Annotated in this window: 15 protein-coding genes; 6 read left to right on the plus strand and 9 right to left on the minus strand. The window is 38.9% G+C overall.

The annotated features are described in order from the left end of the window. Window positions 1-256 precede the first annotated feature (256 nt). Window positions 257-1,108: a trehalose-phosphatase gene (gene otsB / locus BMW38_RS14360; protein ID WP_092709259.1), complete on the plus strand. Its 852-nt coding sequence runs from the start codon at window positions 257-259 to the stop codon at window positions 1,106-1,108. After that, complete coding sequence (locus tag BMW38_RS14365; protein WP_213031172.1) at window positions 1,096-2,529, plus strand: alpha,alpha-trehalose-phosphate synthase (UDP-forming); 1,434 nt, start codon at window positions 1,096-1,098, stop codon at window positions 2,527-2,529. The genes otsB and BMW38_RS14365 overlap by 13 nt, the downstream gene beginning before the upstream one ends. 69 nt (window positions 2,530-2,598) lie before the next feature. Here BMW38_RS14365 and BMW38_RS14370 read toward each other — a convergent pair whose 3' ends face one another. The 7 genes from BMW38_RS14370 to BMW38_RS14400 all read right to left on the minus strand — a co-directional run bounded on the left by BMW38_RS14370 (window position 2,599) and on the right by BMW38_RS14400 (window position 13,166). Further along, complete coding sequence (locus tag BMW38_RS14370) at window positions 2,599-3,789, minus strand: MFS transporter (RefSeq protein WP_092709378.1); 1,191 nt, start codon at window positions 3,787-3,789, stop codon at window positions 2,599-2,601. A 289-nt stretch (window positions 3,790-4,078) separates the two neighbouring features. Beyond that, the gene (bfr, locus tag BMW38_RS14375) at window positions 4,079-4,543 is read right to left on the minus strand and encodes a heteropolymeric bacterioferritin subunit Ftn (protein ID WP_001214863.1); all 465 of its coding nucleotides are present in this window, start codon (window positions 4,541-4,543) and stop codon (window positions 4,079-4,081) included. 252 nt (window positions 4,544-4,795) lie between these two features. After that, window positions 4,796-6,835 carry an NAD-dependent DNA ligase LigA gene (ligA, locus tag BMW38_RS14380; RefSeq protein ID WP_092709262.1) on the minus strand — a complete coding sequence of 680 codons (2,040 nt, stop codon included), beginning with the start codon at window positions 6,833-6,835 and terminating at the stop codon, window positions 4,796-4,798. Window positions 6,836-6,929: 94 nt separating this feature from the next. After that, the gene (locus BMW38_RS14385) at window positions 6,930-7,949 is read right to left on the minus strand and encodes a cell division protein ZipA C-terminal FtsZ-binding domain-containing protein (RefSeq protein WP_092709265.1); all 1,020 of its coding nucleotides are present in this window, start codon (window positions 7,947-7,949) and stop codon (window positions 6,930-6,932) included. 1 nt (window position 7,950) lies between these two features. Beyond that, complete coding sequence (gene smc, locus BMW38_RS14390; protein ID WP_092709268.1) at window positions 7,951-11,400, minus strand: chromosome segregation protein SMC; 3,450 nt, start codon at window positions 11,398-11,400, stop codon at window positions 7,951-7,953. Window positions 11,401-11,410: 10 nt separating this feature from the next. Further along, a complete protein-coding gene (locus BMW38_RS14395; RefSeq protein WP_003653383.1) occupies window positions 11,411-12,106 on the minus strand; it encodes a GntR family transcriptional regulator in 696 nt (231 codons plus the stop codon). A gap of 256 nt (window positions 12,107-12,362) precedes the next feature. Beyond that, on the minus strand, window positions 12,363-13,166 hold the full coding sequence (locus BMW38_RS14400; protein ID WP_092709271.1) for a sulfite exporter TauE/SafE family protein: 804 nt from the start codon (window positions 13,164-13,166) through the stop codon (window positions 12,363-12,365). A gap of 30 nt (window positions 13,167-13,196) precedes the next feature. Here BMW38_RS14400 and BMW38_RS14405 point away from each other — a divergent pair, with 30 nt between their 5' ends. Both BMW38_RS14405 and BMW38_RS14410 read left to right on the plus strand, forming a co-directional pair. Then, window positions 13,197-13,949 carry a biotin--[acetyl-CoA-carboxylase] ligase gene (locus BMW38_RS14405; RefSeq protein ID WP_092709275.1) on the plus strand — a complete coding sequence of 251 codons (753 nt, stop codon included), beginning with the start codon at window positions 13,197-13,199 and terminating at the stop codon, window positions 13,947-13,949. Between the two features lie 14 nt (window positions 13,950-13,963). Then, window positions 13,964-14,698, plus strand: a complete 735-nt coding sequence (locus tag BMW38_RS14410; protein WP_092709278.1) for a pantothenate kinase — start codon at window positions 13,964-13,966, stop codon at window positions 14,696-14,698. Between the two features lie 51 nt (window positions 14,699-14,749). On the opposite strand, the gene ffh is transcribed toward BMW38_RS14410, so the two are convergent. Next, window positions 14,750-16,165, minus strand: a complete 1,416-nt coding sequence (gene ffh, locus BMW38_RS14415) for a signal recognition particle protein (RefSeq protein ID WP_092709281.1) — start codon at window positions 16,163-16,165, stop codon at window positions 14,750-14,752. A gap of 140 nt (window positions 16,166-16,305) precedes the next feature. On the opposite strand from ffh, the gene ccsA reads away from it, so the two are divergent. After that, complete coding sequence (gene ccsA, locus BMW38_RS14420; protein WP_017388838.1) at window positions 16,306-17,115, plus strand: cytochrome C assembly family protein; 810 nt, start codon at window positions 16,306-16,308, stop codon at window positions 17,113-17,115. An 84-nt stretch (window positions 17,116-17,199) separates the two neighbouring features. Further along, a complete protein-coding gene (locus BMW38_RS14425) occupies window positions 17,200-18,144 on the plus strand; it encodes a tRNA dihydrouridine synthase (RefSeq protein ID WP_213031173.1) in 945 nt (314 codons plus the stop codon). Window positions 18,145-18,222: 78 nt separating this feature from the next. Here BMW38_RS14425 and BMW38_RS14430 read toward each other — a convergent pair whose 3' ends face one another. Continuing rightward, window positions 18,223-19,176, minus strand: a complete 954-nt coding sequence (locus tag BMW38_RS14430; protein ID WP_092709287.1) for a DUF6160 family protein — start codon at window positions 19,174-19,176, stop codon at window positions 18,223-18,225. Between the last annotated feature and the right edge of the window lie 101 nt (window positions 19,177-19,277).

Consider the following 19,277-nt stretch of genomic DNA (forward strand, 5'->3'; position numbering starts at 1 on the left):
GTATTAAAACCCATTAATATTCTGAAATATATTGATAAATAAAACCCGCATTATTAATAGGAAACATACAAAAATTTAATTATCTAAACATTGAAGCCAATCAAAAAACAACATACTCCACACTTCGCCTATAAATCCATTATGCAATGTAATTAATGTTAATACTTATGTTTTTTTATTAAAAAAAATGACTCATCAATTCATTTTAATGTTAGAAGATTAATTATTGATCAAAAAAAATATTGGGAAGGCTAATATGAACAGTCAAAGTACAATATCTGATGGGAGAGAGAAAAACACATATTTTGTTACACCCAGTGATATTATAAATACTTTATCCTTAGATAAAAATTACTGCTTATTTTTAGATATTGATGGAACTTTAGCACCATTTCAAATTAATCCTGAGCAGAGTTTCATTCCAAAAACCACATTAGAAATTATAAAAAAAATTATTGAATTAAATATTCCAGTTATTGCTGTAACAGGTCGTGATATAGATACAGCAGGCAAGCTGTTACACCCTATTGAAGTTCCCATCGCGGGCTTACATGGTTTAGATATTTATTTTAGTTCAGATAATTATATTCGACCAGATTTAAGCAGTATTAATTTTAAAAAATTAAAACAAGATATTATAGAATCTTGCGATAAATATCCTGAACTATTAATTGAAAACAAAGGATATTCTATTGCTTTACATTATCGTAAAAATCCAAAATTAGAAAACCATGCATTTAATATAATGCAACAAATTAAATCCTTTTATCCCCAGTTAAAAATAAACAGGGGGAAATTTGTGGTTGAATTAATTCCTGACCAAGCTGATAAAGGTAAAGCAATTCAAACTATATTAAATCATCTCAATTTACCCTCAGCATTACCTATTTTTATAGGAGATGATTTAACAGATGAATCTGGTTTTATTTGTATTAATCAGCAATCTGGCCTCACCATTAAAGTAGGTTCTGGTGAAACACATGCCAAATATAGATTAAAAGATATCGATGACGTCGCTAATTTTCTTTTTTTATTTCAAAACAGAATAAAAAACTTATATGTCAAAAATAGCCGAAATCAGAATGGAGAAAAAATATGTCTAAATTAATCGTATTATCGAACCGAATAAGTATGCCATCTGGTAAGGCTTCAGCAGGTGGCCTTGCTGTAGCTGTACAAGATGCATTGAATGATAGCAATGGTATTTGGTTAGGCTGGAATGGTCAGCAAATTACCGATAGCGAAGCGCCAGAATTTGAGCAGGCCTATTCGCAGGGAATTGATTACATCACCTGCCCTCTCACTCATCAACAATACGCGCAATATTACTGTGGTTTTGCAAATAAGGTTCTGTGGCCAGCGATGCATGACCGAGAGGATCTTATTGAATATGATTCGCAAGAATATAATACCTATCAAAAGGTCAATCGATTATTCGCTGAAAAGTTAAAACAGCTTGCTCAGCCTGAAGATATCATCTGGATACATGATTATCATTTTTTTAGTGTAGCCCGTTACTGCCGTGAATTAGGCATGCAAAATAAAATTGGTTTCTTTCTACATATCCCTTTTGCTAGCCTGAACATCTGGCTCAAAATCCCCGTGGCCCGAGAGTTAATTCAAGACTTGAGCCAGTATGATGTCATTGGCTTACAAACTCAGATTGACCAAAATGCCTGCATGCAGACTTGCCTGAGTTTACTTGAAGCTCAGAAAATTCAAAGCAACAGTATTAGCTACAAAAAACGTCAAATACTCATTAAATCGTACCCGATTGGCGTTCAGCCGGAGCTTATTCAAAAACAAGCACAACAAGACTTACTAAGCCCTTGTGTGTTTAATTTTGAAGAAATACCTCGTCACAAAACAATCATTGGGGTTGACCGAATTGATTATTCAAAAGGTTTACTTGAACGTTTTAATGCATTTGCAACCTTCTTAGAAACTAATCCTGAATATCATGGCTTAGTCCGACATCTGCAAGTTGCAACACCGTCACGTACTGATATTGCAGTTTATCAACGTTTATACGAACGTTTTAAGACCAAGTTGGAATTGATTAATGAAGAGTTTGCACATGAAGATTGGAGACCTGTAGATTGTTGCTATGATCCAGTTCAACACCATAATCTCATGCATATTTATCGTCACTCTGATATTTGCTGGATTAGTTCACTACGCGATGGTATGAACCTAGTCGCTAAAGAATATATTGCAGCTCAAGATCCGGAGAATCCTGGTGTTCTCATTTTATCTAAATATGCTGGTGCTGCTGAGCAAATGTCTCAAGCCTTGATTGTTGATCCGCAAGACAGAGCGGCAATGATGGATGCTTTAAAAATGGCTTTAGAAATGTCTAAAGCTGAGCGTATCAATCGTTATCAACAATTGATAGAGGGTTTATCAGCATCTGATCTTACTCATTGGAGAAACGATTTCTTAGATGATTTGGAAAAAACACCAACTTTACTGATGAAACCTCAGCGCTTATTACAAGACAATTATCAATCTATCTATCATGTTTTATAAATCTAAATAAAAGAACATCGAGAAATTAAATTTCTCGATGTTCTTTAGATTGTTTCTATTATTTATAAATTAATTCGCCTTTGCGAGTGTAAAGCGATTAAGTAAAGCAATAATAAATAGTAATACTGCTACACCTGTTAAAACTGTACTTAGACCAGTCCATTCACCAATTAAACCAATTAAAGCTGGTCCACTTAATGAACCTGTATAGGCAATCGTTGATACTAAAGAAAGTGCTGCTGCTTTAGGCATATCGTTTTGTCGACCTACGCGAGAAAACATCACTGGCACAATATTGGAACAGCCTAACCCTAAAAGTGCATAGCCTAATACAACCACTTGCCATACGGGTGCAGTCACAATAACCGCCATACCAATTGCTGCACCAATGGCACTATAAGTTACAACATTTTTTTCACCCCATTGCTTTAGCAAGATATGGCCCGTAAAACGTCCAGTCGTCATGCTCAGAGCAAAAAAGGTATAAGCAAGACCAGCAAAGGCTGGATTAAGTTCATACTTACTTGTTAAATAAATACCACCCCAATCCATTGCCGCACCTTCTGATAAAAAGGCAATAAAACACATCATGCCAATAAGCAGAATAATGCTGTTAGGTCGATAGAGTTTTTTAGATGTATCGGCTTCTTGATGTGGCTTTTCATCCTGTTCAAAAGACGTTAAACAAGGAGGAATAGCAACTGCACCAATGACAAGCAAAATCATTACAACAGACAAAGTACTCATTAATGGAGAAAGACCTACTGCCAATAATGCAGTCACCAGCATAGCCCCAGTTAAGCCGCCAAGACTACACATTCCATGGAAGCTAGACATCAGAGCTCGCAGGCTATGTTTTTCAACAACCACTGCCTGTAAATTTATAGCTACCCCAAGACAGCCTGCTGCCGACCCAAACACAAATAATGCTACAGCCATCATCACAATGCTGTTCCACATCGTTAGGCTAGGTAATAACACCATTAACAGCATCAATGCCAACGCAATTAATGGCCGACATCCCCAACGCTTGACTAAAGCACCAGTCGCAGGCATCGCAATCATTGAGCCGATACCCATACAAAGCAAAAGCAAACCAAAATCGGCATGATTGAGGTTTAAACGTTGCTGTGCAAAAGGAATAAGAGGTGCCCAAGCTGCGGTCGCAAAACCTAAGCTAAAAAAGCTTAGTCGTGTTGCAAGACGCTGTGTGCTTAAGAGAGTAGCTGTATCTAAAACAGCAGGTTTGGTAAATAACATATTTCGCGAACTCACCATAAAATCATTGGCGATCCATACCAACCGATTTTCCATAGAAAAACCCTTGCCTCATGAAGTTTCTAGGCAAGGGTTTTGTTGGCGAAATTATATCCAATTTCATAAAAAAAACAGGGGGTGTGATACAATTTTTCTGACTTTTTTGTAACTACCAAAGCCTTATATAGTAAGGCTTTGAATATATTAAATTTGACAAAATTAACATTTAAGCGATGAGTTAGTTTTATTAAAATAAGCCAATAAAAAACCCAGCCTTAGCTGGGTCCTTTTATTAAATTTGAGATTGAATATAGTTTTGTAAGCCAATCAACTCAATTAAACGTAATTGCTTTTCTAACCAGTAGGTATGGTCTTCTTCAGTATCAGATAATTGTTGACGTAACATATCACGGCTAATGTAATCGCCTTTCTCTTCACAGAGTTTGATACCTGTCGCTAATTTTTCACGAACATGATATTCAAGCGCCAAATCAGCTTTTAAACAAGATACAACGTCTGTACCGACATTAATGTCTTCACGATGCATGTTTGGTTTAGCACCTAAAAACAATACACGGCGAATGATCGCATCAGCATGAGAAGCTTCTTCTTGCATCTCATGATCAATACGTTCATAAATTTTATTTAAACCCCAATCTTCGTACATACGAGAATGGATTAGATATTGATCACGGGCAGCCAATTCTCCGCCAATGAGCATATTTAAATAGTCTATGACTTCTGGATTGCCACGCATAATAAATCTCCTATCGTATGAGAACTATTATGGGCAATCTTAAAAATGATTGCAAAGCAAAAAATAGTTAAGTTTATGATTTTTATAAAATTAAAATGAGAAACATACGCATTTGCAGTTTAATTTAATTAAATTTTCTCTGTAAAAAGAAACGCTTGTCCGATTTGTAAGCTCAGACAAGCGTTAAAATATGACATAAACCATCAATTTATAAATTTGTAACTAAAATCAATGGTTCTTATTTCGGTAGGTTTATTCGCTTAAGGTCTGCCCATAGCTCGCCATAAGTGATAAGAAATCAGTCTCATTCATAACGACAATACCAAGTTTTGCTGCTTTTTCTAATTTAGAACCTGCTTTTTCACCAGCAACAACACATTTGGTTTTACTTGACACACTACCGCTCACGCGCGCGCCTAATGCTTGTAGCATTTGGGTCGCTTGATCACGGGTCATTTGCTCTAATGTACCTGTTAAAACCCAACTCTCACCATTTAATGGCTGACGTGTTGGTGCAGTCGGCGCATCCCAATGAATTCCTGCTGCAATTAAACGATCTAGCACTTCAAGGTTATGAGGCGCCAAGAAAAAGTCAGCAATCCATTCTGCGGTAATATCGCCTACATCCGGTGTTTTCTTTAAAGCTTCAACATCGGCAGCTTTTAGGGCTTCTAAAGTTTGGAAAGTATTGGCTAACATTCTGGCAGTAGTTTCACCTACCCCACGAATTCCTAAAGCATAAATAAAACGCGCAAGAGTTGTTTTTTTACTGGCTTCGATGGCATCAATCAGATTTTGTACCGACTTCTCGCCCATTTTTTCAATGCCAAGTAAAGTTTCTCGATGCTCATGTAAATGATAGATATCGGCAACATCTTTGAGTAAATCGAGATGTAATAAAGACTCTACCCAACGATCGCCCAAACCTTCAATATCGAGAGCCTTACGTGACACGAAATGACGAATGGCTTCAATTCGCTGAGCAGCACAATAAAGACCACCAGAACAACGCGCTAAAGCTTCCCCTTCAGGCATCACAACGGGTGAGGCACAAACAGGACAGCTTTCAGGTAAATGTACAATTTCAGCTTCAGCCGAACGGAACTCTGGCCAAACTTTTTCTACTTTAGGAATAACATCGCCGGTACGGTAAACACTAACCGTATCGCCAACACGTACATCAAGACGATGGATTTCACCAATGTTGTGTAAAGTCACATTGGAAACCGTAACCCCCCCCACAAATACAGGGTTTAAGCGTGCTACAGGAGTCAGAGTACCTGTACGCCCCACTTGCCAATCAATCTGGTCAACCGTAGTTAATGCAGCTTGTGCAGGGAATTTATAAGCAGTTGCCCAACGTGGCTCACGACTTAAAAAACCAAGTTGTTGTTGTTGTTTTAAGTCATCAACCTTTACGACCATCCCATCAATTTCAACTTGTAGATCTGGACGTTCTTGCTGAATTTGCTCGTAGCGTTGTTGTACTTCTTGAATTGAATTACATAGATATTGACGTTCAGCAATTTCAAATCCAAGTTTCGTTAGCCATTGTAGGCTATCATGCATGGTGGTTAAGCCATGATTTGGTTCGCACTGAGCAATACCATAAGCATAAAACGCTAACGGTCTGCCAGCAGCAATATTCGGATCGAGCTGTCTTAAACTACCAGCTGCTGCATTACGCGGGTTCGCAAACGTTTTATCGCCTTTTGCTTCCTGATCGGCATTGAGTTTTTCAAAGCCAGACTTTGGCATGAGCACTTCACCGCGTACTTCAAGCAGGCGTGGAATTTCAAAATGATCCGAATGCAACACTTTAGGCAAGTTGCGAATCGTTTTAACGTTCTGGGTAATGTCTTCTCCGGTTTCTCCGTCACCACGTGTAACACCACGTATTAACACACCGTTTTCATACCAAAGCGAAATCGCAAGACCATCGAGTTTTAGTTCTACTTCATATTGTACTTTTTGATTGGGCAAACGCTCTTCGACACGGCGTGCAAATGCAAACAAGTCTTCCTGATTAAAAACATTCCCCAAAGAAAGCATAGGAACCACATGGGTCACACTTTGAAATTTAGAGAGTGCTTGTCCGCCTACCTTTGTAGTTGGAGAATCTGATTGAACCTGTTCTGGATATTGCTCTTCTAAAGCTTTTAACTGGTGAAATAAATGATCATATTCACTGTCCGAGATTGTCGGCTGATCCATCACATAATATGCATGGTTATGCTTTGCAATCAGTTGAATAAGCTGACGCATCTGTTCGATCACGGAAGTTGTTGCCATTATGTTATTCACCATAAAAAAGGGTGGAAATTTCTCCACCCTGAACTGCGACTAGATATGTTGCAATTATCGCAACGAATGTAAAAAATTAAAACTAGGCGGTCGCCTGTGCCGGACGATAATCAATCACATGATGACGCCAGTGCTCTTTTAACTGTGGTGTAAATTCAAGATTATTCTCATCATAAACTTTGCCATCAATTTCACGAGCAATTAAACCTGCAATACTCGCCATCATGTCAAAACCAGTCACGGCTTTACTGTTTGGAAGCGCAAGGAAAAATGCCAACCCTTGGACTTGTTCAGTAGATAAGGTTTCAAGATCAAACCCAGCTGGTCCATTGTCAGTCATACGCAGTACTGAAAACATAAGTACACTCGGCTCATCAGTATTTTCATAGCGATGGAAACATGACATTTCGCCATAACGTAAACCGTATTTCAGCAGTACTTTAAGTGCTTTATCACCAGACAACGCGCGACGAGGGTTCGGGTAGACATTTAATGCAATAATCTGTTCAGCCATCGCTAATGCACTTTCATCATCATAACGTTGCTGTTCATGCAAATGCACATCCAGAATATTACTCTCACCTTCAAATTCAGCAATTTCGGCAGTTTCAATATTTGGGTTCAAACTCAACTCAGGCTCAGCCTTTTCACTTTCAGGTTCCAAGCTTTCTTCTGATTTAACAGAAACCGTATCAACCAACTCAACTGAACGATCTGTGTTAATGATAGAGTTTTTTACAGTGTCTTCAGATTTAATTTCATCTGGAGACGTTTCAACAACTGGTTGAATTTGTTCGGCCGAAATTGATTTAGTAGGTTCTACAGCCAAAGTTTCTGTTTGTTTTGTTTCACTAACTTGTGACACCGCATTTAAAGTCGGCTCTACTCGCTCTGCGCTAGTCGCCGATACACCCTCAGCTTCAGCTTGCTCAAGCTGATCTCTCACATGCCTAGGTATAACCGGCTGATTACTATCAGGATTAATATGCAAATCACTGTCTAATGAGGGTTCAGCATGGTTTGACTTTTTTAAAATCATTTTTAAGCCAATTAGCATAATAATAATGGCGACAACGATGCCAATAATCGTATTGATTTCCATTCTATGACTCCGAAACTAACCCGTATTCTTTTGCCTGTTCTAAATCGACAGTGACTAATTTTGATGTACCCGGTTCAGGCATGGTCACACCCAACAAATCAGTTGCCATGGTCATCGCCAGCTTGTTATGTGTAATGTAAATGAATTGTACATGTTCAGAAAGCTCTTTTACCAAATTACAATATCTCTGAACATTCGCATCATCAAGTGGTGCGTCCACTTCATCTAACACACAAAACGGTGCCGGATTCAATCTAAAAATCGCAAATACTAATGCTAAAGCTGTTAAAGCCTTTTCTCCACCGGAAAGTAATGCTAGAGAACTATTTTTCTTACCTGGTGGTCTTGCCATCAGTTTAACACCAGATTGCCAGTCATCTTCAAGACTTAAACTTGCTTCACCACCATTAAAGACCTTTGGAAACAGATTTTGCAACTCTTGATTAATCTGATCAAACGTTGTCATAAACAACTTACGTGTTTCCTGATCAATGCTTTTCATCGCATCTTTTAGTTGAGTTACCGTATTTTCCAGATCTTGAATCTGGTGACTCAACTCATCAAAACGTTGGGAAACTTCTTCAAACTCTTGTGAAGCGGCAAGGTTAACTGCACCAATTTTTTCAAACTGTTTCTGTACTTTTTCCAGTTTTTGCTGGTGCTCGGTTAAATCGATTTGTAAGCCCTTCTGGAGCTCGGCATTTAGCTCTTTAAGCTGTTCTTGGTAATGTTCACGATCTGACTTAGCTGCTTGCCATGCCAAACGTTTTGCTTCAAGTTGTTCTCTGAGCTGCTCATCTTTTTGTTGATATTGATGACGCTGATCTGTCAGGGTTTGTTGTTTCTCCTGCACATTATTTAATTCAAGCTGCCATTCATTCCAGTTCTTTTGCAACTTTTCAGTTTGAGCAAATTGTTGCTGAAATTCGGACTCAAGATTTGGCAACTCTAACTGAATAGGATCAACAAATTTTTTCGCCTGTTCCATTTGAGCATTAATTTGCTGATATTGGCTCTGCAAGAACGAAATATCTTTTTCAAGCAACTCTATCTGTTGAGTCGTTTGCGTACTGTTACGACGTAAAATTTCACGTTCTTGTTGTTGCTGATGCAGAGCTTGTTGTTGTTCCTCTAGTTGCTCTGTTAACTCTTCTACCCGAAATTGCAATGTTTTATAGTCAGGTAAAATGGTTTCAAGCTTGATTGCTAGCGCATGTAAATCAATCTCCAGATCATCTTTTTGCATCGCATCTTCTTCAAGTTGCATATCTAACTGACTGAGTTGATCTTTCAATTGCTGTTTTTGCAGTAAAAATGCTTGTGCAGCGGTTTGTTGTTTAGCAATTTGCACATCAAGCTGTTGTAAGTCTTTTTGTTTTTGTTTAACAACTTGCTGTTTCTGTTGCACATCAGACTGCAACTGCCCTAGTTCATCTTTTTGCTGAACTACAATTTGATCTAATGCTTGTAATTCGGGTTGTTGCTTTTCAAGAACTTGTTCAATTTCATCTAGACGAATGCGATGACTGAGCATGCCTTGGGCACTCTGACTCTCGTCATCATACATAAGAGCAATGACCCAATCCTGCCCGACATGATAACCATCTAAAGTCAAAATAGACTGCCCATGTTGCAGTTGCTTTTGCTCATTTAAAGCATGAGTCAAATCTTGTGCAATCGCTACATTCGAAAAGATTGATAGCTGTGGAGATGCAATCCAATCATTTAAACAAGCTAAGTTTTGCTTAAATTGATTTGTTTGCTCTGAAGGTTTTAACTGGCGAGCAACCCCTTCTTGAAAAGTTTGTTCGGTCTCAAGAATATGAGCTTGTAACCATTTTGCTAAAAACTTTTCAATAATCTGCGCATGTGGTTTGCCTTGCTCTGTTAATTGCAAAGCTTGCATTAAACGTAGTGCATCTTGATGTTGCTTCGGGCTTTGCTTAGCAACAAGCTGGCTTAAGTTTTTCTGCTCTGATAATAAAACTTGTATTTCTGTTTTCAGCGTTTGCTGTTGATTTTTACTTGCCTGATGTTGCTGTTGAGACTGCTCTAAACGCTGTGAGAGCTGCTCAATTTCAGTCTCAAGTGTCGCAATTTCACGATGAAGCTGCTGTTGCAGTTGCTCAAGCTCACCCTGTTCATCTTCATGAACATGCGATTGAATCTGACTTGCTTGATGTTGCAACGTTTCTTTTTGTTGCTCAATTCTTAGAACATTTTTGCCTAACTGCTCAATTTGGGCAGACATTTGCATTTTTTGCTGCTGTTGTTTTTCAACCTGAGCTTTTACTTGTTCAAACTGTTGTTGTGCTTGTTTTTGCTGGGATTGTAAATCAGCAAAGTTTTGTTCAGCTTCCGTTGCAGTATGCTCAATTGCAGTTAAGGCTTCAGTTTGTTCATCTAACTGATTATTCAACGTTTCAAGTTGCAATTCAGAAAGCTGTAAACGTTCTTTAGTTTGGAATCTTTGCTGTTCTAATTGAACGAGAGTCGTACTGTTTTGCTGGTATAAACTCTGTTTTTGTTCCAGAGTCATTTTCAGTTCAGATAGTTTTTTTTCAGCTTGCTGCCATTCGTGTTGTAGTGGTGAAGATTGCTGAATGAGTCTCTGAAATAAAGCACTAGTTGCTTCCAAATCATGTTCAATCGTACTTAGCTCTGAACGTACCAACTTAAAATTTTCGCCCAGTTCATTCATTTGAACCGTATATTCTTCTTGTAAGCGTACACTTTTATCTGCCTGAAAAGATAAAATTTCAATCTTAAGCGTACGAATCTGACCTTCTAATGTTTTATATTGAACGGCTGCTTCTGATTGGCGTTTAAGCGTCTTAAGCTGCGATTTTAACTCTAGGGCAATATCTTCTAAACGTGAAAGGTTTTGCTCAGTATGCTCAAGATGTTGCAAAGTTTCGCGTCGACGAGCCTGATAGCGTGAAACACCTGCTGCCTCTTCAATAAAAATACGCATTTCTTCAGGCTTGGCATCAACCAAACGGTTAATCATGCCCTGTTCAATCACCGCATAAGAACGTGGCCCTAATCCTGTTCCCAAGAAAATATCGGTAATATCACGACGACGACAACGTGTGCCATTTAAGAAATATTCGGACTTGCCTTCACGGGTGACCTGACGACGAACAGCTAGCTCATTATAAGCATTATAGGATCCACCTAACTTGCCATACGTATTATCAAAACGTAGCTCAACACTCGCCACACCAACTGGCTTACGTTTAGAAGTTCCTGTGAAAATAACATCTTGCATGCTACCACCACGCAGTTGACGAGCATTTGACTCACCCATCACCCAACGAATGGCATCAATTACATTTGATTTGCCACAACCATTTGGACCAACCACTGCTGTGCGGTTAGCCTTAAAATTTAAAGTTGTACTATCTGCAAAAGATTTAAAGCCGGAAAGTTTTAAACTGCTTAAACGCATAATGCCCTAACTAGCGGCGTGAGCGTCTTGCCCAGGCCAATTCAATCTGTTTCATTCGTGTCAGCGATTCCAACACAAGGTTACGTAAGTGTCGACAAAAATCTTCCATAAATAAAGCGGCTTGTTGTGATTTTCGGATCAAAATTGCATCAATCACGAGTTTAAATAATGCAAATGCTTCTTGTAGTTCTCGTTTAGAAGTATTTAAGGTCAAAAAATAACTACGACGTAATGAAGGCAATAACTCTTTATAGAATTTCATTAGATAAGGATTTCCGACCATATCTTGCTGTTCAGCCAGATATTGGAAAACACCATCATAAAATTTCTCGATATCCCCTGCTTTTACATGCTCAAGAAGTTGTTCTAACAATAACTGCAATTGATCTGCTTCATGTGCCCGCCATGTTTCACTTATTCGTTGAACAATATGCCCCAACAACATCATGTTTGTGTCAAACAGTGCTTTAACCTGCTGTGCAGACATTTCTGAAACAATTGCCCCACGGCGTGGAAATATCTCAATTAAATGAGTACGCTCTAATAATAACAATGCTTCACGAACTGACCCTCGGCTCACGTCAAGCTCTTTAGCAATACGTAGTTCTTGAATACGTTCGCCTTCAACCAGCTCGCCACTAATGATCTGTTCGCTAATATATTTGACAATTTGCTCAGAAAGACTTTCTGTCTCTTCGAGATTCATAAATCACCCGCTACTTTTTATATGCATTAATCCATGCTTTTCTTTCGCATCCTTGTTTTTAACTGATCCCATCGATTAAAAACTATGTCATTGTCTGACAATTTCATTGCATTTTAAGCCAACCCATTTAAAAACAACACCAAAATCGGATGAATAAAAGCCCCGAATGTTCTTATATTCTTTAATAAAAAAAGCTCGAATTTCTAAAAATTCAAGCTCTTAGATCGTAGTCTTGTTAAGGTTAATATTTTATTCTCTAATGCATAATGCCTTTATAAATAAAATAACTACCTACCACGACTAACAAACAGGCAAAGCATTTTTTTAACATTTGCGGTGACAATGCATGAGCGACTTTTGCTCCAAACTTGGCTGTAATAAAACTCATAACACTAATGCCGATAAAAGCATAGATGTGCACATAACCAATCGTGTTAGGTACAGAGATGTGTTCTTTAGCACCAAACCACATGAAGCCAATTGCACCCGCAATTGCAATAGGTAAACCACAAGCAGCAGAAGTTGCGACTGCTTTTTGCATAACGATGCCATGACGGTTTAAATACGGTACGGTTAGGCTTCCTCCCCCAATTCCAAAAATTGCAGAGGCAACACCAATTCCGCCACCTGCTATCACTTGCATAGATGCTGAAGGAAGCTGACGTGTTGGATCAACTACAACATGGGCACCTTTAAACATACGATAAGCCATGAAAACAGCAAAAATCCCTATAAGAAGTTGCAAATGTTGACCAGACATCAGATCAGCAATACCAGCACCCAAAAATGAACCAATAATGAGCCCGGGTGCTAAATTACGAAAAACTGGCCAAAGTACAGCTCCTTTTTTATGGTGAGCCGACACCGAACTAAAGGACGTTACAATAATGGTCGCAAGTGATGTTCCTACTGCAATATGCATGATTACCGCAGGGTCATAGTGTAACTGGGTAAAAACGACATAGAGGATTGGTACAATAATTAATCCACCACCAACCCCAAACAATCCGGCAGTAAAACCAGCAATTGCGCCAATGAGTAAATATATGATTAACTCCATAAATGTTTTACCACTCTGCTCATATTCAACATGGATTTAGAGACTCGCCAACTACAACAACTTTTAAGCGCAAAAAACCAGCTTCCAGAAGTGGTTTTATTAAAAGCAACCACAACTTCGACCAATGATGATATTCGTGAAATTGCCCAAAAAGGCATTACAACAGGCTTGGTTTGCAGTGCTCAACAAACTCAAGGGCGAGGTCAACATCAACGGCAATGGATTTCACCTGAAGGAAACATTTATTTAAGCACATTGGTGCAAACTCGAACACCCTTAGATGGGCGCTTAGCACTTGAAGTTGCTCTAAATATTTTGCAAATCCCTCAATTACAGCCTCTAAGCTTACAAGTAAAATGGCCAAATGATTTATATAGTGCGCAAGGTAAATGGGGTGGAATTTTAGTTGAACCCCTTTCGCAACATCAGGCTATAGTAGGTGTGGGCATTAATTTAAAAACGCCACCCGTAACCGACAGTGATCAGCCGATTACCTCTTTAGAAGATTTAGGTCTAGAGCAAAACAGCCGTCTTGAGTTAGTTTCAGAGCTGTATATCGCTATTCAAAATGCAGCTCGCTGGTTCGATCATGGCTGCTACAACTTAGCTGGCCGTTTTAATCATCATGCCGCATGGATTAATCAATTCGTGCAGTTTGAGCATAGCCAAGGACTAGTAGAAGGTCGTTTTGTTGGAATTTCCAATGATGGAGCCGTCATACTTGAAACTCCAGAACCTAAACAGTTTTATCAAGGTCGTTTAAGACCACAGATCAATCAATAAACAGGTGTTTCTCCATGAAAAGTTTATGGCTCGATATCGGAAACACTCGTTTAAAATACTGGATTACTGAAAACCACCAAACTATTGAGCATGCTGCAGAACTGCATTTGCAATCCCCTGCCGATTTATTACTTGGGTTAATTCAACATTTTAAGCATCAAGGCCTACATCGAATTGGAGTGTCATCCGTCTTAGATGCCGAGAATAATCAACGTATTCAACAAATTCTAAAATGGCTTGAAATTCCAGTTGTTTTTGCAAAAGTTCATGCTGAATATGCTGAGTTAAAGTGTGGCTATGAGGTACCAAGCCAGCTCGGGATTGACCGTTGGTTACAAGTACTTGCTGTGGCTCAGGCTAATGAAAACTATTGTATTATTGGATGTGGAACAGCTTTAACGATTGATTTAACGCAAGGCAAACAACATTTAGGCGGTTACATTTTACCCAACCTTTATCTGCAACGCGATGCACTTATTCAAAATACAAAAGGCATTAAAATTCCTGACTCAGCTTTTGATAATCTAAACCCAGGCAACAACACCGTCGATGCAGTCCATCACGGTATTTTGTTAGGCCTTATTAGTACTATCGAAAATATTATGCAGCAATCTCCGAAAAAACTGCTCCTTACCGGTGGAGATGCACAACTATTTGCCAAGTTCTTGAAAAAATATGATCCAGTTGTAGAAACTGATCTTTTACTCAAAGGGTTACAACAATATATTGCTCATTATCCTAAAGACTAAAATGTAGGGCAAAATAAAAGGCGCTTGTTGCGCCTTTTATATTTTATGAGCTTATTTCTTTTGGTCGTTGTTGCCAAAGAGTGGTCCCATTCCGCCGCCACCGCCGCCGCCAAATTGTTTTTGCATATTGCCTAATGAACGCATCATTTTGCTCATACCAGATGGATTCGCAAACTTCTTCATCATTTTAGCCATTTGTGCTTGTTGCTTAATGAGTTTATTCACTTCAGCAACATCCATACCACAACCAGCTGCAATACGTTTTTTACGACTTGGGTTCATCAAGTCTGGATTACGGCGTTCTTTAACGGTCATCGACTGGATAATAGCTTCCATTTTCTTGACCTGTTTTTCAGGATTCGCTTGCTCAATCGCCTGCTGAATTCCTGCACCGCTCATGCCAGGCAACTTATCTAAGAAGCCCATCATGCCGCCCATACTTTTCATTTGCTCAAATTGCATCAGCATATCTTCAAAGTTGAAGCTGCCTCCTTTTTGCAATTTTTTAGCCATTTTTTCGGCTTTTTCTTTGTCGATTTTACGTTCAACTTCCTCGACTAAAGAAAGTACGTCACCCATGCCTAAAATACGTTGAGCAACACGATCTGGATGGAATGGTTCTAAAGCATCAAGCTTCTCACCCATACCCAAGAACTTGATTGGCTTACCCGTAATTGCACGCACAGAAAGCGCTGCACCACCACGTGCATCACCATCAGTTTTAGTAAGAATCACACCTGTAAGTGCCAATGCATCATTAAAGGCTTTAGCTGTATTTGCAGCATCCTGACCTGTCATGGCATCAACCACAAACAAGGTTTCAGTTGGCTTAACAGCGGCATGTAATTCTTTAATTTCGTCCATCATGTCTACATCGACATGTAAACGACCTGCGGTATCGACAATCAATACATCAGCAAACTGGATTTTTGCCTGTTCAATTGCACGATTAACGATATCAATTGGCTTTTCAGAAGCATCTGAAGGAATAAAACCAGCACCAACTTCGTTAGAGACAGTTTCTAACTGCTTGATCGCAGCTGGACGGTAAACGTCCGCAGAAACCGTCATTACTTTTTTCTTTTGACGCTCTTTTAAGAAACGTGCCAACTTAGCGGCAGTTGTCGTTTTACCCGCACCTTGTAAACCAGCAAGTAATACAACAACGGGAGGCTTAGCACTTAAATCAAGTGTTTCATTCGCCTCACCCATCATCTTGGTGAGTTCGTCATAGACAATTTTTACAAATGCCTGGCCTGGCGATAACTGAGTCATCACTTCCTGGCCCAATGCCTCTTCCTTAACTTTCGCGATAAATTCACGAGTTACAGGTAACGCGACATCGGCTTCAAGAAGTGCCATACGTACTTCACGTAAGGTATCTTTAATATTGTCTTCGGTCAGCTGCCCTGAGCCAGTAACATTTCTTAAACTCTGTGTGAGTCGTTCTGTTAAGGTATCAAACATTGCAAAATCCGCTTAAAATGGCTAGTTGCAAAAAAATCTTTCTCGAAATAGAAAATTTATGCATAGAATGCTATAGGATACTTTAGTTCGCAGCGAATTTATATCTTATATAGATGAATTAATCCTGAAAAAGGTTTGACATGATTAGCCTCCCCTTGGTTTACACAATTTTGGCACTCATTGCATATACCACTTCTTTCTGGTATCTGTTTATTCGTTTAATGTCAAAACGTGAACCAAACCCATGGTTATTTGCTGTTGTTGCAATTTTGGCACTCCTGTTGCACGGCACAGTTTTATGCCACGCCATGCTGACACCGGCGGGAATTAACTACGATGTTTTTAATTTAGTATCTTTTACATCGTGGCTTATGCTGTTGTTAAGTTTAATTTTTAGTATTTTTCGCCCCATTGTACCGTTAAACTTGTTAGGCATTCCTGTAGCAGCTATTGGCCTGATTTTAGGTTTTGCATTCAGCCGACCCGATCAATTTATTGAGCAACACTCTTTAGGCCTTGATGTCCATATCATTCTGTCTTTATCTGCCTATGCAGTTTTACTGATGGCAACCATTCACGCTATTTTGCTGTGGTTCCAAAATCGTGAACTCAAAAAGAAACAAAAAAAACGCTTTTGGGTCAATTTACTCCCATCAATTCAAGCGATGGAATCTTTGTTATTTGATCTCATCATTACTGGTTTTATTCTATTAACAATTGCACTCGCGTTTGGTTTCTTGACTATCGATAGCTTCTTTGCCCAACATCTCGCTCATAAAACCGTATTTAGTATTATTTCCTGGTTTATCTATGGATCATTATTGATTGGCCATTACAAACTCGGATGGCGAGGACAAAAGGCTATTCGTTTTACGTTAATCGGGTTTGTGCTTTTAGCCATTGGTTTTATTGGTAGTAAATTTGTGCTTGAAATGATTTTGGGTCTCTAAATTAATTAAAATTTCATCGATACTAGACAGCGTTATACATATCCCGTATAACGCTGTTTTCTTTTTGCTCAGGTGACACAGACTGTGAAACTCATACTCGCTCCAATGGAAGGTTTAACTGACCCGATCATGCGGGATACACTCACATCTGTTGGTCATTTCGACTGGTGTGTGACCGAGTTTATTCGAGTTACAGACAGCATTTTGCCAGACCATATTTACTATAGTTTTTGTCCAGAATTAAAAAATGACGGTAAAACAGTGGCTGATACACCTGTCCATGTCCAGTTCTTAGGGAATAATCCAGATATGCTGGCAGCAAATGCAGCGAAAGTTGTAGAGCTTGGTGCACCAGCAATTGATCTAAATTTCGGTTGTCCTGCAAAAACTGTAAATAGACACCGAGGCGGCTCTGTTCTTCTTGATGAACCTGATGTTGTACATATGCTGATTAAAGCGGTAAGAGATGCGGTACCTCCTCATATTCCTGTTTCAGCAAAAATGCGTTTAGGTTATCTAGATGAAAATCACACCATGGAAAATGCCCATGCTGTTGAAGATGCTGGTGCAAGTTGGTTGACAGTTCACGCTCGTACTAAAGCAGATGGTTATACGCCGCCTGCTTATTGGGAAAAAATTCTTCCCATTAAAGAAGCATTAAAAATTAATGTAATTGCCAACGGTGAAATCTGGACCAATGCTGATGCTAGAGCCTGTCAGCAACAATCTGGCTGTGAAGATTTAATGATTGGGCGTGGTGCTGTGACTACCCCAGACTTAACACAATGCATTCGTGAAAATATGAATGAGGCATTATTCAGTTGGGAACAACTGGTTGACTTACAAATTCGCTTTTTAAATGGTCAAGCAAAAACAGAAATTGGCATGGTTGGTCGTTATAAACAATGGTTAGGCATGATGACTAAAGCCTACCCACAAGCTAAAAACTTATGGGATCAAGTTAAGCGTATTAAAGCTTTGGATGAAATTGTTCAACAATTAGAACACACCAGATCAGAAAACATTTAACTCAATATAGTTATAAAAAGAGGGCGATTGTTTTTACAACCGCCCTCTTTCATATTTCAGGTTAAGTTATTATTTTTTCTAAAAGCCACTTACTTTCATTTTTAAGTCAGTCACTGACGCCCCAGTAATACCAAAACTCCCCATAGAACCGTTAGGCAAATTATTAAATGTCGTTGTACTTTGGGTTCCCATATTTCCTAAAGTGACATTGTTAAGTGAAGCATCGAACTTACTCGACACGCCGTTATTACCAAAAGTTAATCCAGTTGGATCAACACCTGCATAGAAACCATCAAGCACAAAACCTGTTGAGGTATTTGTGCCTGCAAATTTAAATCCAAATGTAGCACCCGTATTATCGGACACTAAAGTAATTGGACAACCCGCAGCAGCAGAACAAATAGATTGAATTGCCCCTCCAAATTTAACCATAACGGATTGAGCCGCATGACCAAGCTGGATATTTAAACGAGGTTTATTGGTTTGTACAAAGTTAATATCTAGATTCCCAGTAGAACGAATGATTTCTTTTACACCCGTATTTACTGTCGTTCCCGAACTAAAAATTGATTTTGGCGCATAACTCGTTAATGCATAATCGGATGGACTAGATAAAGATGCACTTGGAGCCATATAGACTGAAAATGGTAGAAGTCGAATACCATTAACATCATTGCCCATAGATACAGCCAAATTTAGGAAAGGGTTTCCCCCACCCGCATCAGTATCCATTACGATATTAAAAGAAGGATTACTAGATACCGCAGCTTTAATAAACTCTATGCCAGGAACTGGATTAGTAGAATTCCCTGCAATAACAAAGCCAGCCTTACTATTATACGAAGTTGAGGCTATACCGTTTGTATCAATCAGGGCGACTTGATTAAATTGAACTTTATCGGCTTGAATACCTAGTGTTAAGCCATTTTGGCCTGTCGTCGCTGCAAGACTTTGATCATCCAAAGGCTGCATTGCAAAAACACTTGAACTACTGGCAAGTAACAACCAGCACCCTATATTTTTATTCTTCATGTCGCTCTAATCCTTAAGAGACAAACGCTTATTATTTGTTCAGACTATCAGAATAATATTCAAGCATAAAGCAATTATTCCTATAACCCGACGAATGCAAA

The organism is Acinetobacter sp. yr461 (assembly GCF_900110445.1).
GTDB lineage: Bacteria > Pseudomonadota > Gammaproteobacteria > Pseudomonadales > Moraxellaceae > Acinetobacter > Acinetobacter calcoaceticus.